Annotated in this window: 24 protein-coding genes and 1 pseudogene; 11 read left to right on the forward strand and 14 right to left on the reverse strand. The window is 72.1% G+C overall.

Going from position 1 to position 21,851, the window contains the following annotated elements:
• Window positions 1-153 precede the first annotated feature (153 nt).
• Complete coding sequence (locus VR44_RS07615) at window positions 154-480, reverse strand: hypothetical protein (RefSeq protein ID WP_245691630.1); 327 nt, start codon at window positions 478-480, stop codon at window positions 154-156.
• 155 nt (window positions 481-635) lie between these two features.
• On the opposite strand from VR44_RS07615, the gene VR44_RS46900 reads away from it, so the two are divergent.
• From VR44_RS46900 to VR44_RS07635, 4 genes and pseudogenes are all read left to right on the forward strand, one after another.
• Window positions 636-929 (forward strand): hypothetical protein, encoded by a 294-nt coding sequence (locus VR44_RS46900; protein ID WP_045946617.1) that lies wholly within the window; start codon window positions 636-638, stop codon window positions 927-929.
• A gap of 144 nt (window positions 930-1,073) precedes the next feature.
• Entirely contained in the window at window positions 1,074-2,330 is a 1,257-nt protein-coding gene (locus VR44_RS07625) for a L,D-transpeptidase (RefSeq protein ID WP_045946618.1), read from the forward strand.
• 176 nt (window positions 2,331-2,506) lie between these two features.
• Window positions 2,507-3,998, forward strand: a pseudogene (locus tag VR44_RS07630) (ABC transporter permease).
• A 55-nt stretch (window positions 3,999-4,053) separates the two neighbouring features.
• On the forward strand, window positions 4,054-4,740 hold the full coding sequence (locus VR44_RS07635) for an ABC transporter ATP-binding protein (protein ID WP_045946619.1): 687 nt from the start codon (window positions 4,054-4,056) through the stop codon (window positions 4,738-4,740).
• Window positions 4,741-4,762: 22 nt separating this feature from the next.
• Here VR44_RS07635 and VR44_RS07640 read toward each other — a convergent pair whose 3' ends face one another.
• On the reverse strand, window positions 4,763-5,653 hold the full coding sequence (locus VR44_RS07640; protein WP_045946620.1) for a helix-turn-helix transcriptional regulator: 891 nt from the start codon (window positions 5,651-5,653) through the stop codon (window positions 4,763-4,765).
• A gap of 203 nt (window positions 5,654-5,856) precedes the next feature.
• On the opposite strand from VR44_RS07640, the gene VR44_RS07645 reads away from it, so the two are divergent.
• Entirely contained in the window at window positions 5,857-6,903 is a 1,047-nt protein-coding gene (locus VR44_RS07645; RefSeq protein WP_045946621.1) for an NAD(P)-dependent alcohol dehydrogenase, read from the forward strand.
• A 27-nt stretch (window positions 6,904-6,930) separates the two neighbouring features.
• Here the strand turns inward: VR44_RS07645 and VR44_RS07650 are convergent, their stop codons facing one another.
• The 4 genes from VR44_RS07650 to VR44_RS07665 all read right to left on the reverse strand — a co-directional run bounded on the left by VR44_RS07650 (window position 6,931) and on the right by VR44_RS07665 (window position 9,586).
• Complete coding sequence (locus VR44_RS07650) at window positions 6,931-7,203, reverse strand: hypothetical protein (protein WP_045946622.1); 273 nt, start codon at window positions 7,201-7,203, stop codon at window positions 6,931-6,933.
• Window positions 7,200-7,562, reverse strand: coding sequence for a hypothetical protein (locus VR44_RS07655; RefSeq protein WP_045946623.1), 363 nt, complete (start codon window positions 7,560-7,562; stop codon window positions 7,200-7,202). Before VR44_RS07655 ends, VR44_RS07650 begins: the two co-directional genes overlap by 4 nt.
• A 131-nt stretch (window positions 7,563-7,693) precedes the next feature.
• On the reverse strand, window positions 7,694-8,362 hold the full coding sequence (gene msrA / locus VR44_RS07660; RefSeq protein ID WP_045946624.1) for a peptide-methionine (S)-S-oxide reductase MsrA: 669 nt from the start codon (window positions 8,360-8,362) through the stop codon (window positions 7,694-7,696).
• 114 nt (window positions 8,363-8,476) lie between these two features.
• Window positions 8,477-9,586, reverse strand: a complete 1,110-nt coding sequence (locus VR44_RS07665) for a hypothetical protein (protein ID WP_045946625.1) — start codon at window positions 9,584-9,586, stop codon at window positions 8,477-8,479.
• A gap of 130 nt (window positions 9,587-9,716) precedes the next feature.
• Between VR44_RS07665 and VR44_RS07670 the strand changes: the two genes are divergently transcribed.
• Window positions 9,717-10,874 (forward strand): cystathionine gamma-synthase, encoded by a 1,158-nt coding sequence (locus tag VR44_RS07670; protein WP_045946626.1) that lies wholly within the window; start codon window positions 9,717-9,719, stop codon window positions 10,872-10,874.
• 25 nt (window positions 10,875-10,899) lie between these two features.
• On the opposite strand, the gene VR44_RS07675 is transcribed toward VR44_RS07670, so the two are convergent.
• The 3 genes from VR44_RS07675 to VR44_RS07685 all read right to left on the reverse strand — a co-directional run bounded on the left by VR44_RS07675 (window position 10,900) and on the right by VR44_RS07685 (window position 12,180).
• Entirely contained in the window at window positions 10,900-11,151 is a 252-nt protein-coding gene (locus tag VR44_RS07675) for a hypothetical protein (RefSeq protein WP_045946627.1), read from the reverse strand.
• Entirely contained in the window at window positions 11,148-11,597 is a 450-nt protein-coding gene (locus VR44_RS07680; protein WP_045946628.1) for a sigma factor-like helix-turn-helix DNA-binding protein, read from the reverse strand. The genes VR44_RS07675 and VR44_RS07680 overlap by 4 nt, the downstream gene beginning before the upstream one ends.
• Window positions 11,598-11,658: 61 nt before the next feature.
• The gene (locus tag VR44_RS07685; RefSeq protein WP_045946629.1) at window positions 11,659-12,180 is read right to left on the reverse strand and encodes a MarR family winged helix-turn-helix transcriptional regulator; all 522 of its coding nucleotides are present in this window, start codon (window positions 12,178-12,180) and stop codon (window positions 11,659-11,661) included.
• Between the two features lie 237 nt (window positions 12,181-12,417).
• Here VR44_RS07685 and ilvA point away from each other — a divergent pair, with 237 nt between their 5' ends.
• The 3 genes from ilvA to VR44_RS07700 all read left to right on the forward strand — a co-directional run bounded on the left by ilvA (window position 12,418) and on the right by VR44_RS07700 (window position 15,674).
• Window positions 12,418-13,647, forward strand: coding sequence for a threonine ammonia-lyase (gene ilvA, locus VR44_RS07690; RefSeq protein WP_045946630.1), 1,230 nt, complete (start codon window positions 12,418-12,420; stop codon window positions 13,645-13,647).
• 147 nt (window positions 13,648-13,794) lie between these two features.
• Window positions 13,795-14,820, forward strand: a complete 1,026-nt coding sequence (locus VR44_RS07695) for a daunorubicin resistance protein DrrA family ABC transporter ATP-binding protein (RefSeq protein WP_045946631.1) — start codon at window positions 13,795-13,797, stop codon at window positions 14,818-14,820.
• On the forward strand, window positions 14,817-15,674 hold the full coding sequence (locus tag VR44_RS07700) for an ABC transporter permease (protein WP_045946632.1): 858 nt from the start codon (window positions 14,817-14,819) through the stop codon (window positions 15,672-15,674). Before VR44_RS07695 ends, VR44_RS07700 begins: the two co-directional genes overlap by 4 nt.
• A 74-nt stretch (window positions 15,675-15,748) precedes the next feature.
• On the opposite strand, the gene greA is transcribed toward VR44_RS07700, so the two are convergent.
• The 4 genes from greA to VR44_RS07720 all read right to left on the reverse strand — a co-directional run bounded on the left by greA (window position 15,749) and on the right by VR44_RS07720 (window position 18,650).
• Entirely contained in the window at window positions 15,749-16,249 is a 501-nt protein-coding gene (greA, locus tag VR44_RS07705) for a transcription elongation factor GreA (protein WP_045946633.1), read from the reverse strand.
• Window positions 16,250-16,358: 109 nt separating this feature from the next.
• Window positions 16,359-16,868 carry a cupin domain-containing protein gene (locus VR44_RS07710; RefSeq protein WP_045946634.1) on the reverse strand — a complete coding sequence of 170 codons (510 nt, stop codon included), beginning with the start codon at window positions 16,866-16,868 and terminating at the stop codon, window positions 16,359-16,361.
• 101 nt (window positions 16,869-16,969) lie between these two features.
• A complete protein-coding gene (locus VR44_RS07715; protein ID WP_045946635.1) occupies window positions 16,970-18,109 on the reverse strand; it encodes a hypothetical protein in 1,140 nt (379 codons plus the stop codon).
• Window positions 18,110-18,236: 127 nt separating this feature from the next.
• Window positions 18,237-18,650: a DUF4307 domain-containing protein gene (locus VR44_RS07720; protein ID WP_045946636.1), complete on the reverse strand. Its 414-nt coding sequence runs from the start codon at window positions 18,648-18,650 to the stop codon at window positions 18,237-18,239.
• Between the two features lie 106 nt (window positions 18,651-18,756).
• Between VR44_RS07720 and mca the strand changes: the two genes are divergently transcribed.
• Together mca and VR44_RS07730 are read left to right on the forward strand one after the other, a co-directional pair.
• On the forward strand, window positions 18,757-19,587 hold the full coding sequence (gene mca, locus VR44_RS07725) for a mycothiol conjugate amidase Mca (RefSeq protein WP_425424489.1): 831 nt from the start codon (window positions 18,757-18,759) through the stop codon (window positions 19,585-19,587).
• 2 nt (window positions 19,588-19,589) lie between these two features.
• Complete coding sequence (locus VR44_RS07730; RefSeq protein ID WP_045946638.1) at window positions 19,590-19,823, forward strand: hypothetical protein; 234 nt, start codon at window positions 19,590-19,592, stop codon at window positions 19,821-19,823.
• Window positions 19,824-20,087: 264 nt separating this feature from the next.
• Here VR44_RS07730 and VR44_RS07735 read toward each other — a convergent pair.
• On the reverse strand, window positions 20,088-21,851 hold a 1,764-nt coding region (locus VR44_RS07735; protein ID WP_045946640.1), incomplete at its 5' end, for a tetratricopeptide repeat protein.

The raw sequence follows: 21,851 nt of genomic DNA on the forward strand, positions 1-21,851 counted from the left end.
CGGAAGGACGATGAGACTGACGGGAAAGCCCCAACCCGTCTCTGAGACCGCCCGGCCGAGATCCCGACCATCCCGGTACCGGTCAGCTGTTCCAGGTTCCGGGCTCCAGGCTCCAGGCTCCAGGTTCCGGGTCCCCGTTCTCCGGCGCTCCGGCTAGCTCACCCGGGATCTGCGGACCGAGAAGGTCACGAAGCCTGCGCCCAGGCCCAGGCAGAGGGTGCCGCCCAGGACGTACGGGGTGGTGTCGACGCTGCCCGTGTCGGCCAGGGAGAGGACCGTGATCGTCGCCGGGTGTTCCTCCGGGGCGATGGTGCCGTCGCCCGTGCCCTCGCCCGTGACGGTGCCCGTGTTGGCGGCGGCCGGGGCTGCGGAGGAGGTCTGGGTGTCCGGGGCGGTGGCGTTCGCCGACGGGACGAACCAGAGGGCGGCGAGGAGGGTGGTCGCTCCGAGAGCGGTGAGCAGCGGTCGAGGTGCGGACACGGTGCGATCCCCCTTGCGGAAGCAGCGAATTGGCCGTGTGCGCAGATGCTAGTGAAAGGGGCGGGTCGCGGGAAAGTCGAGGCTGTCAGGGGCTTACTCTCCGTCGTATGAACCCTTCTGAGACATCACGGTACGTACGACTTCGGGTGGATTTGGTGCTGGAGGTATCGGATTCCGATGCCCTCATCGGCGCCGCCCTCGCGCACATCAAGGCCGACGAGTTCATGCCGGACGAGGAACGCGCACATGCCGAGTCCGCGGTGAGGGAAGATGAGTCCGAGGCCCTGGCCTACCTCGTCGACCCGACGGACCTGGTCGCGGAGCTCGCCGGCGTGGAGCTGGCCCAGGCCTCCTGGAGCAGTGAGCCCGTCGAATACGACCCCGAGTCCCTGGAGTGGGACCTGGACGAGGAAGATGGGGTCTTCGAAGAAGAGGCCGACAACGCCTGACCGTGGGGTTGCACACATTCGAACGGAGTGTGGAACCGATCCGCGTCGTTAACGCGTTGTCAGGACGTGCAGGGGGTGATCCCCCCTGCCCGGCCCGATCCCGGGAATGCAGCCTCGGGGTTTCCGGCAACGATGGAGTGACGTGTGAGGACGTACAGCAAGCGGCGGCGAAGGTCCCTGGTGGCCGTGTCCGCCGTGCTCGGCGGCGTACTGATGCTTTCGGCCTGCAATGGCGGGGGTGACGACAAGTCTCAGGGCGGCGGCTCCGGCAAGTCCCAGGCCGAGGTCGACGCGGCGGCGGCGAAGGACGCCTCCAAGGCGAAGATAGCGATCACGCCGAAGGACGGCGCCACCAACATAGCCACGACCGACGGAGCGAGCGTCACGGTAAGTGACGGCACGCTCACCAAGGTCGAGCTGAAGAGCTCGGACGGCGCGGCCGTCGAAGGCAAGATCGCGGCCGACGGCAAGAGCTGGAAGCCGGCCGGTGCGCTGAAGCGCTCCACGAAGTACGCCCTGTCGGCGACCGCGAAGGACGAGGCCGGGCGCGAGGCGCACGAGAACGCCTCCTTCACCACCCTGTCGCCCGAGAACAGCTTCATCGGCGACTACACGCCGGAAGAGGGTCAGACGGTCGGCGTGGGCATGCCGGTCTCGATCAACTTCAACAAGCCGATCAAGGACACGAAGGCCGTCCAGGCGGCCATCACGGTCACCTCCAGCAGCGGCCAGGAGGTCGTCGGCCACTGGTTCGGCAACCAGCGCCTGGACTTCCGCCCCGAGCAGTACTGGCAGGCGAACTCCACCGTCACGCTGAAGCTGGCCCTCCAGGGCGTGCAGGGCGCGCCCGGCATCCAGGGCGTGCAGAACAAGACCGTCACCTTCAAGATCGGCCGGAGCCAGGTCTCCACGGTCGACACGAAGACCAAGAAGATGACGGTCACCCGGGACGGGCAGGTCCTCAAGACCATCCCGATCTCGGCGGGCTCCCCGGAGAACCCGACCTACAACGGTCAGATGGTGATCTCCGAGAAGTTCAAGGAGACCCGGATGGACGGCTCCACCGTCGGCTTCAAGAACAGTGAGGGCAAGGGCGAGTACGACATCAAGGACGTCCCGCACGCGATGCGGCTGTCCACGTCGGGCACGTTCATCCACGGCAACTACTGGGGCGACGACTCCATCTTCGGCAACGTGAACACCAGCCACGGCTGTGTCGGTCTGAACGACGCCAAGGGCGCCAACGACCCGGACACCGCCGGTGCGTGGTTCTTCGAGAACTCGCTCATCGGCGACGTGGTCACCGTGGTGAACTCCCCGGACAAGACCATCAAGCCGGACAACGGCCTCAACGGCTGGAACATGAGCTGGGCCGAGTGGAAGGCCGGTCCGTCCGCCTGATGTGACGTGACGTGACCGCGAGGTGGTGAACGGCGGGGAGCCCCGGGCTTCCCGCCGTTCCGCTTTTCCCGGGGAAGCTGTGAGCGGGCTGTGAATACGGCCTTCGTGGCGCGTTCTTATGCTTCTCTCACCCTGGGCTTATCCGGCCATCACGGGTGCTTCCTAGCTTCGCCCGCATGTTCTTCACCTACCTCCGGCGCGAGCTGCGCCGACGCCGGAAGGCCGCACTCGTCGTCGCCTCGGGGCTCGCCCTCGGCATCGCCCTCGTCATCGTCGTCACCTCCGTCTCCGCCGGCATGGCCGCGGCGCAGGCCAAGGTCCTCCAGTCGCTCTACGGGCTGGGTACGGACATGACCGTCACCAAGGCCCAGAAGCCCCCGGAGGACGGCGCGAACGGCAACCGCCCCAGGTTCCGCTTCGACGCCCGCGGGGAGGGCGAGGGCGGTGACGGCGAGCAGAGCAGCGACATGGTGATCCCGCAGGGCTTCGCGACCCTCGACGCGGCCACCGTCGGCGAGGTCGGCGGGCAGGACGGGGTGGCGAAGGCCGTCGGCGGGCTCAGCCTCCAGGTCGTCAAGGTCAATGGCCAGTTCAAGCGCGGCGAGCTGCGCCGCGCCGAAGGCCAGGGCGGCGGCCAGGGCGGTCAGGGCGGCCAGAACGGCGGCCGGTCCGGCGGTGGCCGGGGCGACACCGTGCAGGGCGGCGGCGCCGACTTCGACGTCAACTCCTTCTCCGTGTACGGGGCGGACGTCACCCAGACCGGGATGGGCCCGCTCACCACCTCGAAGATCACCTCGGGCCGCGGCTTCCAGACGGGTGAGACCGATGCCGCCGTCGCCGTCCTCGACAGCGCCTACGCCCAGAAGAACAAGCTCGACGTGGGCGCCGAAGTCACCGTCAAGAACACCAAGTTCAAGGTCGTCGGCATCGCCACCGCCGACAGCGGCGACGCCGCCGCCAACGTCTACGTCCCCCTCAAGCAGGCCCAGACCCTCGCCGGCACCCCCGACAAGATCACCACCGTCTACGTCCAGGCGAAGGACTCCCAGGCGATCGGCTCCGTCAAGCAGGCCATCCAGAAGAACGTCCCCGACACCACCGTCACCACCTCCGCCGACCTCGCCGACACCGTCTCGGGCTCCCTCTCCACCGCCTCCTCCCTCGCCTCCACCGTCGGCACCTGGCTCTCCTACACCGTCCTCGCCGCCGCCTTCCTCGTCGCCGGCCTCCTCACCTCCTCCGCCGTCTCCCGCCGCGTCCGCGAGTTCGGCACCCTGAAGGCCCTCGGCTGGAAGAGCGGCCGCGTCACCCGCCAGGTCGCCGGAGAGGCCCTGGTCAACGGCCTGATCGGCGGCGCCCTCGGGATCGGCCTCGGCCTCGCCGCCGCCTACGCCATCACCGCCGCCGCCCCCAGCCTCACCGCGCACCTCGGCGGCGGCGGTCGGCGCCGGCCGGGGCGCGGGCGGCGGCGGGGGCCGGATGTTCGGGCAGGGCGCCCGGCACGCCGCCGCCAAGGCCGTGGACGTGGCCCTCACCGCGCCCGTCTCCCTCTCCACCATCGGCCTCGCCGTGGCCCTGGCCGTCGCGGGCGGACTCGTCGCCGGCGGCTTCGGAGGCTGGCGCGCCTCCCGGCTCCGCCCGGCGGACGCCCTGCGCCGCGTCGAGTAGCCCGCGCACGTCCCCCCGTACGCACCCACCCCACCCCACCCGAGGGAACGAGAAGATGTACCAGCTCACCGGAGTCACCAAGCGCTACCAGCGCGGCAAGCAGACCGTCGACGCGCTCGCCGGAGTCGACCTGACCATCGAGGACGGCGGCCGGCTCGTCATCCAGGGCCCCACCGGCGGCGGCAAGTCCACCCTGCTGCAGATGCTGGGCGGCCTCGACCGGCCGACGGCCGGCCAGGTCGTCCTCGACGGCGTGGACCTGGGCGCGATCTCCGAGGCCCGGCTCACCAAGGTCCGCGCCGAGAGCATCGGCTTCGTCTTCCAGTCCTTCAACCTGATCCCCACGCTCACCGCCCAGGAGAACGTCGAGACCGCCCTCGTCCCCCTCGGCCTGAAGACGGCCGAGCGGCGCGCCCGGGCCGCGGAGGCGCTGGAGTCGGTCGGGCTGGGCGAGCGCACGGGCCACCTGCCCGCGGAGCTGTCCGGCGGCCAGCAGCAGCGGGTCGCGATCGCCCGCGCCCTGGTGAAGAAGCCGAAGGTGCTCCTGGCGGACGAACCCACCGGCAACCTCGACGAGTCCACCCGCGACGAGGTCATGGACCTCCTCGAAGGCCTCTGGAAGGACCACGGCCTGACCTTCGTGATGGTCACCCACGACAGCGCCCTCGCCAAGCGGGCGCCCCGCGTCGCGACGATCGAGCGGGGACGGGTGACGGTCACCGAGAACCTGTTCGGCCGCTGATCCCGCCGACCGTCGCCGTCGCTCAGGCCCGCTCCTCCGCGGGCGCCGGGGCCGACGGCGGCGGCATCGGGGCCGTCCACGACGACAGCAGGCGCAGGGCGTCCGCCGACGGGGAGCCCGGGGCGGCGTGGAAGGTGACCAGGAACTGGGCCGGGTCGTCGGGCAGGGTCAGCGTCTCGAACGACAGCTCCAGCTCGCCCACCAGCGGATGGCGCAGCCGCTTCACCCCGTGCGTCTTGTCCGCCACCGTGTGCGCCGCCCACAGCCGGCGGAACTCCTCGTTCTTCACCGACAGTTCCCCGACCAGCGCCGTCAGCTGCTCGTCGTCCGGGTGCTGGCCGGCGTACAGGCGCAGGTTGCTGACCACCTCGCAGGCCCGGCACTCCCAGTCGGCGTACAGCTCCGCCGTCGCCGGGTCCAGGAACACCAGCCGCACCAGGTTCCGCTCCGCCGCCGGGTGCGCCCCGAAGTCCCCGAAGACGGCCGCCGCCAGCCGGTTCCAGCCGATCACGTCCTGACGCCGCCCCACCAGGTACGCCGGTACGCCCTCCATCGCGTCCATCAGCGTGCGCAGCTCCGGGCGGACCTGCTGGGGGCGCCGGGCGCGGCCGCCCCTGCGGATGCGGGGGCTCGCCAGGTGGTTCAGGTGCGCCGTCTCCACTTCGCCCAGGCGCAGCGCCCGCGCGACGGCGTCCAGCACCTCCGCCGACACGTTGTGGCCGTGGCCCTGCTCCAGGCGCGTGTAGTAGGCCACCGACACCCCGGCCAGCTGCGCCAGTTCCTCCCGGCGCAGCCCGGGCACCCTGCGGCGCCGCCCGTGGTCGGGCAGGCCCACGTCCTCGGGGCGCAGGCGGGCCCGGCAGGTGCGGAGGAAGTCTCCCAGTTCGGCGCGTTGGTCCAGGTGGTGGTCCATAGCGCAAGTATCCGTGGAGCGGCGCCGCCGCGCGGGCCCCAGCCTGACCCCCTCAGGGGTACGCACGGCAGTCCTAGGCTCAGCAGGGGGCTGGGTGGCCGGGCCGCGCCGGGGCATGGTGGGTGTCATCGCAGCACGGACGCCCGGCCGGCCGGAACCCATCCGGAAGGCCGGCCGGCGTCCACGTCCGAGGAGAACACCCCATGTCCGTGACCCAGGCAGCCGCCTACGCCGCCCCCGCCCCCAAGGCCCCGCTGGAGCGCACCACCGTCCCGCGCCGCCCGGTCGGCGAGCACGACGTCCTCATCGAGGTCAAGTACGCCGGCATCTGCCACTCCGACATCCACCAGGCCCGCGACGGCTGGGGCGAGGGCATCTTCCCCATGGTCCCGGGCCACGAGATCGCCGGTGTGGTCGCCGAAGTCGGACCGGGCGTCACGAAGTACGCGGTCGGCGACCGGGTGGGCGTCGGCTGCTTCGTCGACAGCTGCCGCGAGTGCGAGTACTGCCTGGCCGGGCAGGAGCAGCACTGCGTCCAGGGCGCGACCGGCACGTACAACGCCCTCGACAGGAACGGCGAGCCCACGTACGGCGGCTACTCCACGCACCTGGTCGTCGACGAGAACTACGCCGTCCGCATCCCCGAGGGCCTGGCCCTCGACGTGGCCGCGCCGCTGCTGTGCGCCGGCATCACCCTGTACTCCCCGCTGAAGCACTGGGGGGCGGGCCCGGGCAAGAAGGTCGCGATCGTCGGCCTGGGCGGCCTCGGGCACATGGGCGTGAAGATCGCGCACGCGCTGGGCGCGGAGGTGACCGTCCTGTCGCAGTCCCTGCGCAAGCGGGAGGACGGCCTGCGGCTGGGCGCCGACCACTACTACGCGACGGCCGACGAGGCCACGTTCAAGGAACTGAAGGGCCGCTTCGACCTGATCCTGTCCACCGTCTCGGCCCCGCTCGGCCTGGACCGCTACCTGTCCCTGCTGCGGGTCGGCGGCGCGCTGGTGAACGTGGGCGCCCCGGAGGAGCCGGTGGAGCTGAACCTGTTCTCGGTCATCGCCGGCAACAGGACCCTGGCCGGCTCCATGATCGGCGGCATCGCCGAGACCCAGGAGATGCTCGACTTCTGCGCCGAGCACGGGCTGGGCTCGGAGATCGAGGTGATCAGCGGCGACCAGATCAACGAGGCCTACGAGCGGGTCCTGTCCAGCGACGTCCGCTACCGCTTCGTGATCGACACCTCGACCATCTGACGGGTCCGGCCGGCCGGGAGTATGGATCTACAGCGCCTCGAAGGGCGGCACGATGCGTACGACGATGATCAGCCGCGCCCTGGGCGCGGCGAGGAAGTAGAACCATCCCCCGGCGGCGTCCATCCGTCGCAGGCCGCCGGGCTGCGGGCCGTTGCCGACCTCATCGAGGTGGATTCCCATGTCGGCCAGGTCGACCAGCTGTCGGGCCAGACGCTCCACCTCGGCGACGACCTTGGCGGGCACGCCACCCGCCACATGGGCGTGGTCGGGGTCGTACTCCCAGCGCCAGCCGGAGCTCACGTCAGAGGAGCGGCGAGGGCCGCGTGGGCCGCGTCGAGGATGCGGCCGATCTCGGCGGCGGCCCTTCGGGCCCCGTCCGCGTCGGCGGTGGCTGCGGCGGCCTCCCAACGGCGGAGGTCCGCCGCAAGGTGAGGTTGGCGCTGGACGTACACGTACGCCGCCCACTGGGCGATGAACCGCTGCAGCGGGGCCAGGTCGGAGGCCTGCCGCGCCTGGTCGGCCGCCTGGTCCAGCTCACGGGTGAACGCGGGCAGCGCCGCCGGGGCGATCTGGGCGAGGGCCTGCCGCAGCGTGGTCACGGTGGCCGGCGGCTGCGGAATGAGCGGCTGGTCGGCGGCGGAGGTCACGGTTGCTCCCATGCGCGAGATTCTGGGCCCCGCCGCCAGCGTACCCAGGGCTCAGCCGTCTTTCCCCGCCGAAAGGGTGACAGGCAGCAGCCCGGCCGGTTTCGAGGCCTGCCGGACCGCTGCCGGTCTACGGCGCGGGTTGCCTACACCCCCGGCGCCGGGGCGACGCCGATGGGGCAGGAGACGCCCGTGCCGCCGATGCCGCAGTAGCCGCCGGGGTTCTTGTCGAGGTACTGCTGGTGGTACGGCTCCGCCGGCCAGAAGGGGCGGGGGTCCGCCGGGAGGACGGCCGTGGTGATCGTGCCGTAGCCCGAGGCGGTGAGGACCTTCTGGTAGGCGTCGCGGGAGGCTTCGGCGGCCGCCTGGTGGGCGGGGGAGTGGGTGTAGACCGCCGAGCGGTACTGGGTGCCGACGTCGTTGCCCTGGCGGAAGCCCTGGGTGGGGTCGTGGGACTCCCAGAACAGCTTCAGGAGGGCGGAATAGGAGACCTGTGCCGGGTCGAAGACCACGCGGACGACCTCCGTGTGGCCCGTGAGGCCCGAGCAGACCTCCTCGTACGACGGGTTCTCCGTGTAGCCGCCCTGGTAGCCGGCCAGGGTGGTCCACACCCCGGGGGTCTGCCAGAACTTGCGCTCCGCGCCCCAGAAGCAGCCCAGGCCGAAGTCGGCGACTTCGAGGCCTTCGGGGTAGGGGCCTGCCAGCGGGTTGCCGAGGACCGTGTGGCGCTCGGGCAGGGTGAACTGCGCTTCGGCACGGCCCTTGAGGGCCTCCTCGCGGGTGGGCAGCTCGGGCGTGCGGCGGTACGAGAACATGGATTTCCTCCTTGTGGGACGCACAACGGATGGGGAGGCGCTCCCATTCCCCGCCCTTCCCGGCCCTTCCTGGCCCCGCGACGACGCCGACGCGGCCGTCGGCGCCCGGCCGGCTCAGTGCGGGAGCGTGGCCGGCGACCCGCCGTTCGCCTCGTACCCGGCCACCGCCAGCGCCCGGACCACCGCGTACGTGTGCGCCGGGTCCTCGGACGCCGACCAGGGCAGCGCGCCCACGTAGCCGTCCACGTGCCGCACCTGCTCCATCGCCTCCGCCCAGCGCTCCATCCGCACCAGGAACCACAGCAGCAGGTGCCGTACGTGCGCCAGCATCGGGTCGTCCGCCCGCGCCTGGTGCACCGCGAACAGGGCCCCTTCCACTGCCCGCGAGACGACCGCCGTGCGCCCGAAGTCGTTCACCAGGAGCTGGTCGGGCAGGTTCTCGTACACCGAGAACAGCGGCAGCGCCGCCAGGAGCGAGCCGTGCGGGGCACGGGCCGCGGCCGCCTCGGCGAAGGCCGCCGCCTTCTCCCGCGAGCCGTGCCACTTCTCGCACCAGTAGTGCAGGGCCGCCAGGTGCGCCCCCATGTGCGCGGGCGCCACGTCGAGCACCTTCGCCCACAGCGCGTCGAACTCGGCCTCCGAATAGGCCAGTCCCCGCGCGACCGCCAGCTCCGTGATGAACGGCACCGGGTCGCCCGGCGACAGCAGCGCCGCCTTGCGGCAGGCCTCCCGGGCCTCCTCCAGGATGATCCGGTGGTCCTGCGAGCCGACCCCGCCGGAGGAGCGCCAGGCCTGCTGCACCAGCAGCTCCGCGTGCACCTGCGCGCCGCCCGCGTCCTTCTCGGCCTCCAGCCGCCACGCCTTCAGCCACGGCGCACCGACCCCGGGACGCTGTACGAGGTCCAGCGCCGCCGCCCCGCCGAAGGCCTGCACCCGCTGCCAGCGCTGCTCCCCGTCCTTCGGGGTCCCGGCGAGCAGCGCGGAGGCCGCCTGCCAGCCGCCGCCGCGCTGGACGTTGCCCAGCGCGTCCATCAGGTCCTGGTCGGGCCCCGGCACCCGGACGTCGAGCTCCTCCTGCCGCACGAACCCGTAGTCGGCGGGGTCGGCGGCGTCGGGGCTGCCCGGCGACACCAGGCGCAGGCCGCCGCCCCGGCGGACCCGTACGAACCGATAGATCATGACGCCGGCCAGCACGAGCATCATCAGGACCCAGATCATCTGCATGTCTCCCAGCGAACCAGACCCGGCGGGGCAAACGCGAATGCGTGACCGGTCCCGGTGGGCGGCCCCGGTGACCGGTCCCCGCGGGCGGCCCCGGAAGACCACGGGCGGCGCGGGGCATAGCATCTGCCCCATGAGCGACGACAGCCACGAGCACCAGAGCTTCGAGACCCGCGCGATCCACGCGGGCAACACGGCGGACCCGCAGACCGGCGCGGTCGTACCGCCGATCTACCAGGTGTCCACCTACAAGCAGGACGGCGTGGGCGGCCTGCGCGGCGGATACGAGTACAGCCGCAGCGGCAACCCCACCCGCACCGCGCTGGAGGAGAACCTCGCCGCGCTCGAGGGCGGCCGGCGCGGCCTGGCCTTCGCCTCCGGGCTGGCCGCCGAGGACTGCCTGCTGCGCACGCTGCTGGCCCCGGGCGACCACGTGGTCATTCCCAACGACGCCTACGGCGGCACGTTCCGCCTCTTCGCGAAGGTCGTCTCCCGCTGGGGCGTGGAGTGGTCGGTCGCCGACACCTCCGACGCCGACTCCGTGCGCGCCGCGATCACCCCGAAGACCAAGCTCATCTGGGTCGAGACCCCCTCGAACCCGCTGCTGGGCATCACCGACATCGCGGTGGTCGCGGACATCGCCCGCACGGCCGGCGCCAAGCTCGTCGTCGACAACACCTTCGCCTCCCCCTACCTCCAGCAGCCCCTCGCGCTCGGCGCCGACGTCGTCGTGCACTCGCTGACCAAGTACATGGGCGGCCACTCCGACGTCGTCGGCGGTGCCCTCGTCGCCGCCGACGAGGCCCTGGGCGAGGAGCTCGCCTACCACCAGAACGCCATGGGCGCGGTCGCCGGACCGTTCGACTCCTGGGTCGTGCTGCGCGGCATCAAGACCCTGGCCGTGCGCATGGACCGGCACGCCGAGAACGCCGCCAAGATCGTGGAGGTGCTCCAGCGCCACCCGAAGGTCACCAAGGTCCTCTACCCGGGCCTGCCCGAGCACCCCGGCCACGAGATCGCCGCCAAGCAGATGCGCAACTTCGGCGGCATGGTCTCCTTCCAGGTCGCCGGCGGCGAGGAGGAGGCCGTCGCGATCTGCGGCCGCACGAAGATCTTCACGCTGGCCGAGTCCCTCGGCGGCGTCGAGTCCCTCATCGAGCACCCGGGCCGGATGACCCACGCCTCGGTGGCCGGCTCGGCCCTGGAGGTCCCCGCGGACCTGATCCGCCTGTCCGTCGGCATCGAGAACGCCGACGACCTCATCGCGGACCTCACCCAGGCCCTGGGCTAGGTCGTACTCCGCCGCCCCCGGAGGGCTACCAGCCCTCCAGGGGCGGCGACACGCGGCTGGGCGGCGCCGCCCACGGGTGCGTCAGCGCCGCCCACACCGCGAAGGCGACCGCCGCCGCCCACAGCACCGCCCAGCCGAAGCGGCGCAGGGCCCGGCGCCGCCGCAGTAGCCGCCGCCCCCGCGCGGCCGCGGCCGCCGCCAGACCGGCCGGCACCGCCGGGTGCGGGCCCTCCAGCAGCTGCCTGACCTGCGCTTCCTTACGGTCGTACGGGCTCATGCCGCCCCCGCGGCCGGCCGTGTCGCCTCGCGCAGGGCGGCCACCGCCCGGTTGCGCAGGGCCTCGACCCGCTCCGGCGCCAGCCCCAGCTGCGCGGCCGTGACCTCCTCGGCGACGCCCTCGTAGACCCGCATCACCAGCACCAGCCGCTGCGCCGGGCTCAGCGGTGCGAGGATCCCGCTGCCGGGCGGCAGCCGCCGCGCGGTGCGCGCGTACGCGGCGCAGACCTCCTGGCGGGTGTGGTCGTACGGGTCGTCCCCGCGCAGCCGCTCCCAGTACGCGTACGTACGGGCCAGCGCGCCGGCGAGGATGCGGTGCGCGGCGTACGCCTCGGCCGGGGGTTCGGCCGTCAGCAGGACCGCGACGTGCAGCAGCCGCCCCGCCGCGCCCGCGACGAAGGCCTCGAACTCCGGGTCCCGCCCCGCACGCCGGTCCACAGCACACATGGTGCGGTCTGCGCCACCGCCCCGGTCAAGGGGTGTGACACGGCGGGATCCCGGGCCGGGTTCAGGAGGCGGGGCCGCCCTCGGCGGCGGCGGACATCAGTTCCGACAGCGAGCCGTTGAAGCGGGTCAGCAGCCGCGTGAACTCCTCGCGCTCCTCCTCCGCCCAGCCCTCGGTCACCCGGGCCATCAGCTCCCGCCGCGAGGAGCGGACCTCCTCCAGCCGGGCCAGCCCGCGCGGGGACAGCGCGAGGACCACGGCCCGGCCGTCCTCGGGGTGCGAGGTGCGCTTGACCAGACCGGCGTCGACCAGCGGGGCCACCTGCCGGGTGACGGTGGAGGAGTCGATGCCCATGCCTGCCGCCAGCGCCTTGACGCCCATCGGGCCTTCCAGGTCGAGCCTGTTCAGCAGCAGGTACGCGGCGCGGTCCATGGAGTTGCGGGCCTGGCCGACGCCGCCGAGGCGGGTCTGCTCGGCCCGGCGGGCGAAGACGGCCACCTGGTGCTGGAGCGCGTCCAGGAGTCCGGATCCGGCGGGCGCTTCGGCCGCCGTGGGCAGGTCGGAACTGGCCGGGATGGAGGGCATGCCGTGGCTCTCTTCGCGTGGGGCCGACAAGGATGGGGGACAGAGTACGCGGCCGTGCGGCGGCTCGTACGCCGCGTTTGACAACTGATACGCACCGTCTGCCCGGCCGCCCCCGGACCGTTCCGCATGGCGAGATTTCGCCCTCCTCCCGGGGGCCGCCCGGGGCCCGCCTCGAGACCGCGCGGACGCCCCGTCCATCCCGGCGCCCACGCCCCCGGGGGCTGCGAGACTGACCGCATGACCTACCGTGTGCAGCCCGTCCCCCAGGTGATCCTCGACGACGTCCGGGGGGCTCAGAAGATGCTGTCCGGGGTGTCCCGTGTGACCGCCATGGAGGGCAGCCGGCACCTCACCTCCCTCGTCGGCGCCCCGGTGCACCTCAAGTGCGAGAACCTCCAGCGCACCGGCTCCTTCAAGCTGCGCGGCGCGTACGTGCGCATCGCCGGCCTGCGCCCCGAGCAGCGTGCGGCCGGGGTCGTCGCCGCGAGCGCCGGCAACCACGCCCAGGGCGTGGCGCTGGCCTCCTCCCTGCTCGGGGTCCGCTCGACCGTGTTCATGCCGGTCGGCGCCCCGCTGCCCAAGGTGGCCGCCACCCAGGAGTACGGGGCCGAGGTGCGGCTGGAGGGGCACGTGGTCGACGAGACCCTGGCCGCCGCCCAGGAGTACGCGGACCGTACCGGAGCGGTGTTCATCCACCCCTTCGACCACCGCGACATCATCGCCGGCCAGGGCACCGTCGGCCTGGAGATCCTGGAGCAGTGCCCCGAGGTGCGCACCATCCTCGTCGGGGTCGGCGGCGGCGGTCTCGCGGCGGGCGTCGCGGTGGCGGTCAAGGCGCTGCGCCCGGACGTGAAGGTGATCGGTGTGCAGGCGGCGGGCGCGGCCGCGTACCCGCCCTCCCTCCAGGTCGGCCACCCGGTCTCCGTCGACCGGCCGGTCACGATGGCCGACGGCATCAAGGTCGGGCGGCCCGGCGACGTCCCGTTCGCGATCATCGGGGAGCTGCTGGACGACGTGCGGACCGTGTCGGAGGACGCCCTGTCCAGCGCCCTGCTGCTGTGCCTGGAGCGGGCCAAGCTGGTGGTCGAGCCGGCCGGCTGCGCCCCGGTGGCGGCGCTGCTGAGCGAGCCCGAGCGGTACGGGGGCGGGCCGGTGGTGGCCGTCCTGTCCGGCGGGAACGTCGACCCGCTGCTGCTCCAGCGGATCCTGCGGCACGGCATGGCGGCGGCGGGCCGCTACCTGTCGCTGCGGCTGCGGGTGGCGGACGCGCCGGGGGCCCTGGCGGGGCTGCTGGGGGTGCTGTCGACGGTGGACGCGAACGTGCTGGACGTCAGCCACGTACGGACCGACCCGAGGCTCGGGCTCACCGAGGTGGAGGTGGAGCTGCACCTGGAGACCAAGGGGCCCGAGCACTGCAAGGAGGTGGCCCGCACCCTGCACGCGGCGGGGTACCGGGTGATGGGCTGAGGAGGCACGGCCCGGGGTGCGTCCGGAGCATGGTGCGACGCGATATGACGCGATAGGATGCGTTGTGCCGGGCGGGCCCTGTCCGGCGCACCTAGGATTTGCGTAGTGATGCCCCGAATCGTCTGATCGATCGCTGGGAGAATACGTATGCCAGGCGCCATATACGCCGAAGCCCTGGTCAAGACCTTCGGTGACGTACGGGCGCTGGACGGCGTGGACCTCGACGTCCCCGAGGGAACCGTGCTGGGCCTCCTCGGCCCGAACGGCGCGGGCAAGACCACGACCGTGCGCGTCCTGACCACCCTCCTGCGGCCCGACAGCGGCCGCGCCGTCGTCGCCGGGATCGACGTCCTCAAGCACCCCAACCAGGTCCGCCACTCCATAGGCCTCTCCGGCCAGTTCGCCGCCGTCGACGAGTACCTCACCGGCCGCGAGAACCTCCGGATGGTCGGCCAGCTCTACCAGATGAGCGGCAGGGCGGCCCGGGCCCGCGCCGACGAACTCCTGGAACGCTTCAACCTCGCCGAGGCGGCCGACCGCACCGCCAAGACCTACTCCGGCGGCATGCGCAGACGCCTCGACCTCGCCGCCGCCCTCGTCGTCCGCCCGCCGGTGATGTTCATGGACGAGCCCACCACCGGCCTCGACCCCCGCAACCGGCAGGCCCTGTGGGACGTCATCGAGGAACTCGTCGCCGGCGGCACCACCCTCCTGCTCACCACCCAGTACCTGGAGGAGGCCGACCGCCTCGCCCACGACATCTGCGTGGTCGACCACGGCAGGGTGATCGCCCGCGGCACCTCCGACCAGCTCAAGGCCCGGACCGGTGGCGAACGCGTCGAGGTCGTCGTCCACGCCCGCGAGCACATCACCACCGCCCGCGAGGTCCTCACCGGCCTCGGCCGTGGCGAGACCACCGTCGAGGAGCACACCCGCAAGCTCACCGTCCCCGTGCAGGGCGGCGCCAAACTGCTCGCCGAGGTCATCCGCGAGCTGGACCTGCGCGGCATCGAGATCGACGACATCGGCCTGCGCCGCCCCACCCTCGACGACGTGTTCATCTCCCTCACCGGCCACGCCGCGCAGCTGACCGGGGAGGGCGCCGACGGCGCGGGGCCGCCGCAGGCCGGGGGCCGCGGCGACGCCCTGATGGAGAAGGAGGCGGCACAGTGACCACCACCTCCCCGGCCACCGGCCTCACGGCCCCCCGCCCGCGCGGCGGCATCGTGGGGAGCGCCAAGGACTCCCTGGTCATCGCCCGGCGGAACCTGCTGAGGATGTCCAGGATCCCCGAGGTGATCGTCTTCGGGCTCGTCCAGCCGGTCATGTTCGTCGTGCTGTTCAGCTACGTCTTCGGCGGCTCGATCGCCGTCGGCGGCAGCACCTCGCCGCAGGCCTACCGCGAGTTCCTGATGGCCGGCATCTTCGCCCAGACCGTCACCTTCGCCACCGCCGGAGCGGGCGCGGGCATCGCCGACGACATGCACAAGGGCCTGATCGACCGCTTCCGCTCCCTGCCCATGGCCCGCGGCGCCGTCCTGACCGGCCGCACCCTCGCCGACCTCGTCCAGACGACCCTGACCCTGGTCGTCCTCGCGGTCGTCGCCCTGCTCGTCGGCTGGCGCACCCACACCAGCCTCGTCGAGGTCCTCGCCGGATTCGCCCTGCTGCTCCTGCTCGGGTACGCCTTCTCCTGGATCGGCGCCCTGATCGGCCTGTCGGTACGCACCCCGGAGGCCGCCACCTCGGGCGGGCTGATCTGGCTCTTCCCGCTGACGTTCATCTCGAACGCCTTCGTCCCCTCCGAGAACATGCCGCCCTTCCTGCGGACCATCGCGGAGTGGAACCCCTTCAGCGCCACCGTCCAGGCGGCCCGCGTGCTCTTCGGCAACCTCCCCGAGGGCTACCCCGTGCCGGACGCCTGGCCCATGCAGCACCCCGTCGTGGCGTCGGTCCTGTGGTCGGTACTGATCATCGTGGGCTTTCGCACCCTTGCCGTGCGCAAGTACCGGTCTGCCAACGCCTGAGCCCGCACGTACGCGAGCCCCCGCCGGAACGGGTCCGGCGGGGGCTCGGGCGTACGTCCTCGTAAAGGGGCCGGTCAGCCGTTGAAGGGCTTGACGGCCATGACCTTGACGGTGGCCTTCTTGCCGTTCGGGAGCTCGTACTGGGCGTCCTCGCCGACCTTCTTGCCCAGCACGCCCGCGCCCAGCGGGGACTGCGGGGAGTAGGTCTCGAAGTCGCTGGAGGCGTACTCGCGGGAGGCCAGCAGGAACTCCAGCGTGTCGTCCTCGTCGCCGTCGAACGCGATGGTCACGAGCATGCCCGGGGCCACCTCGCCCTCGGCGGTCGTCGGCGCGGTGCCGACCTTCGCGTTCTCCAGGAGCTGGGTGAGCTGGCGGACGCGGAGCTCCTGCTTGCCCTGCTCCTCCTTGGCCGCGTGGTAGCCGCCGTTCTCGCGCAGGTCGCCCTCCTCGCGGGCAGCCGCGATCTTCATGGCGATCTCCGTGCGTGCGGGACCAGAGAGGTAGTCCAGCTCGGCCTTCAGCTGGTCGTACGCCGCCTGGGTCAGCCAGGTGACGCTCTCGCTCGTCTGGGTCACGGGTGCTCCTCGTCGGTACAGGGGACTACATAGCCGCCAGTGGCGGGCGAAACCACGAGCCTAACAATTCGGGAAGAAAAGGGGGAGGACACGATGTGTATGAAGTGTGTCATTGCCCCCGCAGGGTGCGCGCGTCCTCCCAGGTGGTGCTGGTCCCGAAATACGTGTCGTACAGGTCCTGGACCTCCAGCAGGCTCTCCGGCGGCACCTTCCCGAACCGGATGCGCTCCAGGTGCCGGAAGTACTCGAACCGCTCCACCCCCGGGGTGATGACCACCAGCATCTCGGCGCTCTCCCCGGGCGCGGCGGCGAAGGCGTGCTGCTGTCCCGGCGGGACGACGACCAGGTCGCCGGCCTCGGCGGTGACCACCTTGTCGCCGGCCAGCAGCTGGGCCGTCCCGTCGATCACGTAGAACATCTCGGCGGACCGGCCGTGATGGTGCGGGCGGGCGCCGTCGGAGCCCGCACGCAGGCTCACGCGCATGGTGGACAGGAAGCCGCCGCCCGTGGAGCTGTCGGCCAGCAGCCGCAGGGTGGAGTCCGGGCCGTAGTGGATCTCCTCCGCGTCGGCGGCGCGGACGACGACAGAGTCGTCGAAATCCGGGATGAACAGGGACATGTCGGCTCCTGGGGCTGCTGGTGCTCGGATGGCGTAACACCCCGGTCCCTACCCCGCCCGGGGCACGCCGTGAACGCCCCCCGGGGGTCGTCCGTCGGCTCTCAGCTCACCGGGCGCTCGAAGTCGGTCAGGACGCAGCCGTCGACCTGGGCCTTCTGGATCCGGGAGCCGGCGGGCGCGCTGAAGCCGGGTTCGCAGTCCAGGCGCAGGAACCCCAGCTTGTAGAGCCCCTTGCGGACGGTCGGGTTGTTGCTCTCCACGGCGACGTCCTTGCCGACCATCAGCTTGCTCTGGGTGAGGCTCCGCTGCTGCCCCACCTCGGCGAGCTGTGACTCCTTGGACACGGTCTGGAGGGTCTTCATGTCGGAGACGAGGTCCAGCCAGTTCATGTCCACCGGCCTCGGCCCGCCGAGCTTCCCGCAGACCGCCCGCTGCTTGACGCCGGCGCCGCGGACGTCGCGGCCGACGACCGGCTGGTAGTCGATGGACGCGATGTGCTCGTTGGTGACCAGCATTTCCGTGCAGTCGACCGTCTTCGGGCTGACGAGCCTGCGGAGCTCCTCGATGCTGCCCGCGCTCGGCAGGGCCGGTCCCTTGACGGGGCTGCCCTTGCCGTCCCGGCTGTTGACGAAGTCGGTCAGGACGCAGCCGTCGACCAGGGCCTTCTCCTTTTTGTAGCCCTCCGGCACGGAAAAGTCCGGGTTGCAGACCAGCACGCGCAGGTCCGACTTGGCGAGGGCCAGGGCGGTCCCGGTCTTCTGTGCGGAGACCGTGAAGGTCTTGGTGTAGAAGACCGGGTCGTAGAGGCCGGCGTCCCAGTAGCCCTCGTCGAGCCGCTTCGTGATGTGGTCCTTGTAGGCCTGCTGGTGGATCTTCATGTCCGAGACCATGGAGATGACGATCTCGTCCTGTTCCTTCGGGTCCGAGCAGATGCCGCGGTCGGTGACGGACCAGGCGCCGACGGGTGCGTACCCGGCGAGGTTCACGCGGTCGGCCGGGCCGGTGCTCAGGTTCTCGCAGGAGGTGTACTTCTGTACGTACGCCTGTGCCTCGGTGAGCGTGGCCGGCGCGGCGCCGGCGGCCGAGGGGGACGCCTGGGCGGAGGCTCCGCCGGTCGCGGCGGGGCTCGCGGCGGGGCTCGCGGTGGGCGGGCTCGCCTTGGCCGGGTCCTCGCAGGCGGTGGCGAGGGTGAGGAGTGAGGCTGTGGCTGCGGTCGCGGTCAGGGTCCGCTTGAAGCGCATGGAAGTCTTCCGTCGGCTGGACAGGGCACGGGGGATGGCGTGCACATGCTAGGCGCGGAAGTGATCATGACGCGGGGAATCCGCGGGGAACCCGCAGGGTGTCGCCCCGGGCGGCCCGGCGGGCGGTTCAGCGGGCGGTGCCCGCCTCCTGGCAGCCGACCAGCTCGACCATGGTGGCCCGGCCCGTGGTCTTCAGCGTGACCACCTCGTCCACGCGCGTCGTCTTCTGCGGGAAGGTGAAGTCCGCGCGGCCGACCTCGCCGTGGTCCTGGTCCTGGGAATCGAGGGTGCAGACACCGGTGACCGAGGCGTCCTTGCGGACCTCCAGGTGCACCTTCACCTCGGAGTCGGAGACGATCTGGAACTTGATCACCTCGGCGCTGACGCTCTGCCCGCCGACGTAGTCCCAGCCGATCCACCCGACGACGGCCAGCAGCCCCACGCCGAGCACCGACCCGACGACCTTGAGCTTCCGGTCCGCACGCTCGTCCGCCGACCGGCCGTAACGGCCTTCCGGGAGCCCTTCGCGCACCGCGCTCATGATCGATTCCTCTCGCTGGGGAGGGTGAGGCACCCAGGAATTTTCCGCCCCCCGATTCGGTCAATATAGAGGTTGACCGTCGCGCCGAATCACAGAGGATCCTGTCTTGACCGAGCAGCTTCGACTGATGGCCAAGTACGTATCCGAGGGCGTGCCCGTCCTGGTGGTGACCTGCACCGGCGGTGAGCGCGGCTCCGTGCTCAACCCCAAGCTCCAGGGCGACAAGTACATCGAGGAGAACATCCACGAGGTCCGCGCCAAGGAGATGGACGAGGCCCGCGAGATCCTCGGCATCGAGCAGGAGTGGCTCGGCTACGTGGACTCCGGCCTCCCCGAGGGAGACCCGCTGCCGCCGCTGCCCGAGGGCTGCTTCGCCCTCGCGGACGTGGAGGAGGCCGCCGGCGAGCTGGTGAAGAAGATCCGCGCCTTCAAGCCGCAGGTCATCACCACCTACGACGAGAACGGCGGCTACCCGCACCCCGACCACATCATGACCCACAAGATCACGATGGTGGCCTTCGACGGCGCGGCCGACACCGACAAGTTCCCCGAGGCCGAGTACGGCGCCCCGTACCAGCCGCAGAAGCTCTACTACAACCAGGGCTTCAACAAGCCGCGCACCATCGCCCTGCACGAGGCCCTCCTCGCCCGCGGCCTGGAATCCCCCTACGGCGAGTGGCTGGAGCGGTGGAAGGAGTTCGAGCGCAAGGAGCGGACCCTGACCACGCACGTCCCCTGCTCGGACTTCTTCGAGATCCGCGACAAGGCCCTCATCGCACACGCCACGCAGATCGACCCGGACGGCGGCTGGTTCCGCGTCCCGATGGAGATCCAGAAGGAGGTCTGGCCCACGGAGGAGTACGAGCTGGCGAAGTCCCTCGTCGACACTTCCCTCCCCGAGTCCGACCTCTTCGCGGGCATCCGGGAGAATGCGTAGCCATGAGCGCTATGCAGGCAGCAGTCACCCAGCTCGTTCCGCTGGCCGCCGACACCTTCGACAAGAACAAGGTGACCCCGGGCCTCCTCGGGTTCATCGTGTTCGCGGCCCTCGCCCTCGGCGTGTGGGGCCTGATGAAGTCGATGAGCAAGCACATGGGCCGCGTGGACTTCGAGGAAGCCCCCGAGCCGGCCGGCGCCACGGCCGCCCCGGCCGCCGACGGCCCCAAGGCCTGACCCCACGCGACGGACGAGCCCCCGCCCCGCCGCAGCCCGGCGGGACGGGGCGCTCACGCGCGACCACCCGCACGGCGAGAGCACCGATCGCGCCGCAGAGCGGTGCTCCCACGGGCGAGCGCTGACCACACCCGTGGCAGGCGCTCCCGCCCGCCCGGACGAGCGGCACTCCGAACCGTGAGCGGTGCTCCCGCGCGCGAGCAGCAGCCACACCGACGGCGGGCGCTCACAGCGGCGAGCGATGCCCGCGCCCGTGAGCGGTGCTCACGACGGCGCCGGCAAGGACACCCCCATCACCTCCCGGGCCCGCAGATCCGGAACCAGACCCAGCCGCCACGCCTGCCACCCCTCCGCCGGATCCACCCCGCGCGCCAGCACCACCCCGTACGACTCCACGCACTCCTCCAGCCGGTCCCCCCGCACCCCGTGCGCCCCCTTCGCCAGCGCGGCCAGCTCCGCCCCGGCCTCCACCGCCCCAGCCGGCACGCCCCCGTACGGCAGCAGCGTGCAGCGCAGGAACCGCGCCCAGTCCTCCCCGCGCCGGTCCCCGTACGAACCGAACAACCCCGCCGCCTCCCCGCACAGCGCCAGCGCCTGCGGCACCCGCCCGTTCCCCGCGTCCACCACCGCCAGCTCCAGACAGGCCCACCCCTCCCCATGGGCCAAACCGATCCGCCGGAAGTCCGCCCGCGCGTCCACCAGCAGCTGCCGCGCAAAACCCGAATTGCGCAGGTTCCCCGTCCGCGCCGCCTGCTGGTCCCGCGTCACCCGCCCCAAGTGGTAGCGCGCGTGCGCCAGCCCGTACACGTCCCGCATCCGCGAGAACATCGTCCGCGCCCGCTCCAGCTCCCGCACCGCCCGGTCGATCCCCCCGTCCTCCTCCAGCGCCTGCCCCAGGTAGTACAGCGTCCACGCCTCCCCCCGCGCGTCCTCCGCCAGCCGGTGCCGGGCCAGCGCGTCCCGCAACCGCTCCAGCGCCGTCCCCGGATCCCCCGCGATCACCCGCGCCCGCCCCAACTGCGTCAGCGCCCACGCCTCACCCCGGTCGTCACGCGTACGCCCGTACAGCCCCAGCGCCAGCAGCAGCTCCTCCTCCGCCCGCCCCACGTCCCCCACCCGCACGTGCACCTGCCCCAGCTGGAAATGCGCCCACGCCTCCCCGTGCACGCTCTCGCTCACCCGGTGCAGCGCCAGCGACCGCTCCAGCAGCGCCACCGCCTCCGGCAACCGCCCCCGGTCCCGCTCCACCGCCCCCAGCGCGTGCAACGACCACGCCCGGTCACCCGCCAGCTCCTCCGGCTCCTGCAACGCCAGCGCCTCCCGGATCCGCGCCGCCGCCTCCGGCAGGTTCCCCTGGTGGTGCAACGTGATCCCCAACGACAGCAGCGCCATCGCCGCACCCGCCTCCTGCCGGACCGCCTTGTACTGGTCCACCAGCGACGTCAACGTCGTCCGCGACTTGTCCAGCTCACCGAGCTGCCGCGCCGCGATACCCGTACGCCACTGCACCGAACGGTTCAGCCGGCCCTGGTCCACCGCCCGCGTCAGCTCGTTGATCTCACCCAGCCGGTACAGGTCCCCGCGCAGCAGACAGAAGTCGCACAACGCCCCCAGCAGGTCCAGCACCGCCTGCTGGTCCACCCCCTCCGAATGCCGCAGCGCCGCCGTGATGAAACTCGACTCGTCGTCCAGCCAGCGCAGCGCCGCGTCCAGCGAGGCGAAGCCGTGCCCGCCGAACCGGTCCGCCCGGGTCGACATCTTCCCGTCGACCATCCGGATCACCGAGTCCGCCAGCCGCGCATAATCCCGGATCAGCCGCTCGTGCGCGGCCGCCGCCTCCGCCCGCTCCTCGTCCGCGGCCAGCCGCGCCGCCGCGTACGCGCGCACCGCGTCGTGCATCCGGTACCGCTCCCCCCGTACCAGGTCCAGCAGACCCGCCCGCGCCAGCTCACCCAGCAGCCGCCCCGCCTCCACCCGCTCCGCGTCCACCAGCGCCGCGGCCGCCGCCGCACCCAGCGAGGCCCGCCC

This window comes from Streptomyces katrae (assembly GCF_000966975.1).
GTDB lineage: Bacteria > Actinomycetota > Actinomycetes > Streptomycetales > Streptomycetaceae > Streptomyces > Streptomyces katrae.

Coding starts and splice junctions, on each gene's coding strand:
- VR44_RS07635 (WP_045946619.1), top strand. CDS start 4,054: ATGTACCAGCTCACCGGAGTCACCAAGCGCTACCAGCGCGGCAAGCAG.
- msrA (WP_045946624.1), bottom strand. CDS start 8,362: ATGTTCTCGTACCGCCGCACGCCCGAGCTGCCCACCCGCGAGGAGGCC.
- VR44_RS07730 (WP_045946638.1), top strand. CDS start 19,590: ATGAGCGCTATGCAGGCAGCAGTCACCCAGCTCGTTCCGCTGGCCGCC.
- VR44_RS07695 (WP_045946631.1), top strand. CDS start 13,795: ATGCCAGGCGCCATATACGCCGAAGCCCTGGTCAAGACCTTCGGTGAC.
- VR44_RS07645 (WP_045946621.1), top strand. CDS start 5,857: ATGTCCGTGACCCAGGCAGCCGCCTACGCCGCCCCCGCCCCCAAGGCC.
- VR44_RS07670 (WP_045946626.1), top strand. CDS start 9,717: ATGAGCGACGACAGCCACGAGCACCAGAGCTTCGAGACCCGCGCGATC.
- VR44_RS07715 (WP_045946635.1), bottom strand. CDS start 18,109: ATGCGCTTCAAGCGGACCCTGACCGCGACCGCAGCCACAGCCTCACTC.
- VR44_RS07640 (WP_045946620.1), bottom strand. CDS start 5,653: ATGGACCACCACCTGGACCAACGCGCCGAACTGGGAGACTTCCTCCGC.
- VR44_RS07710 (WP_045946634.1), bottom strand. CDS start 16,868: ATGTCCCTGTTCATCCCGGATTTCGACGACTCTGTCGTCGTCCGCGCC.
- VR44_RS07675 (WP_045946627.1), bottom strand. CDS start 11,151: ATGAGCCCGTACGACCGTAAGGAAGCGCAGGTCAGGCAGCTGCTGGAG.
- VR44_RS07720 (WP_045946636.1), bottom strand. CDS start 18,650: ATGAGCGCGGTGCGCGAAGGGCTCCCGGAAGGCCGTTACGGCCGGTCG.
- VR44_RS07685 (WP_045946629.1), bottom strand. CDS start 12,180: ATGCCCTCCATCCCGGCCAGTTCCGACCTGCCCACGGCGGCCGAAGCG.
- VR44_RS07665 (WP_045946625.1), bottom strand. CDS start 9,586: ATGCAGATGATCTGGGTCCTGATGATGCTCGTGCTGGCCGGCGTCATG.
- ilvA (WP_045946630.1), top strand. CDS start 12,418: ATGACCTACCGTGTGCAGCCCGTCCCCCAGGTGATCCTCGACGACGTC.
- VR44_RS07680 (WP_045946628.1), bottom strand. CDS start 11,597: ATGTGTGCTGTGGACCGGCGTGCGGGGCGGGACCCGGAGTTCGAGGCC.
- VR44_RS07655 (WP_045946623.1), bottom strand. CDS start 7,562: ATGGGAGCAACCGTGACCTCCGCCGCCGACCAGCCGCTCATTCCGCAG.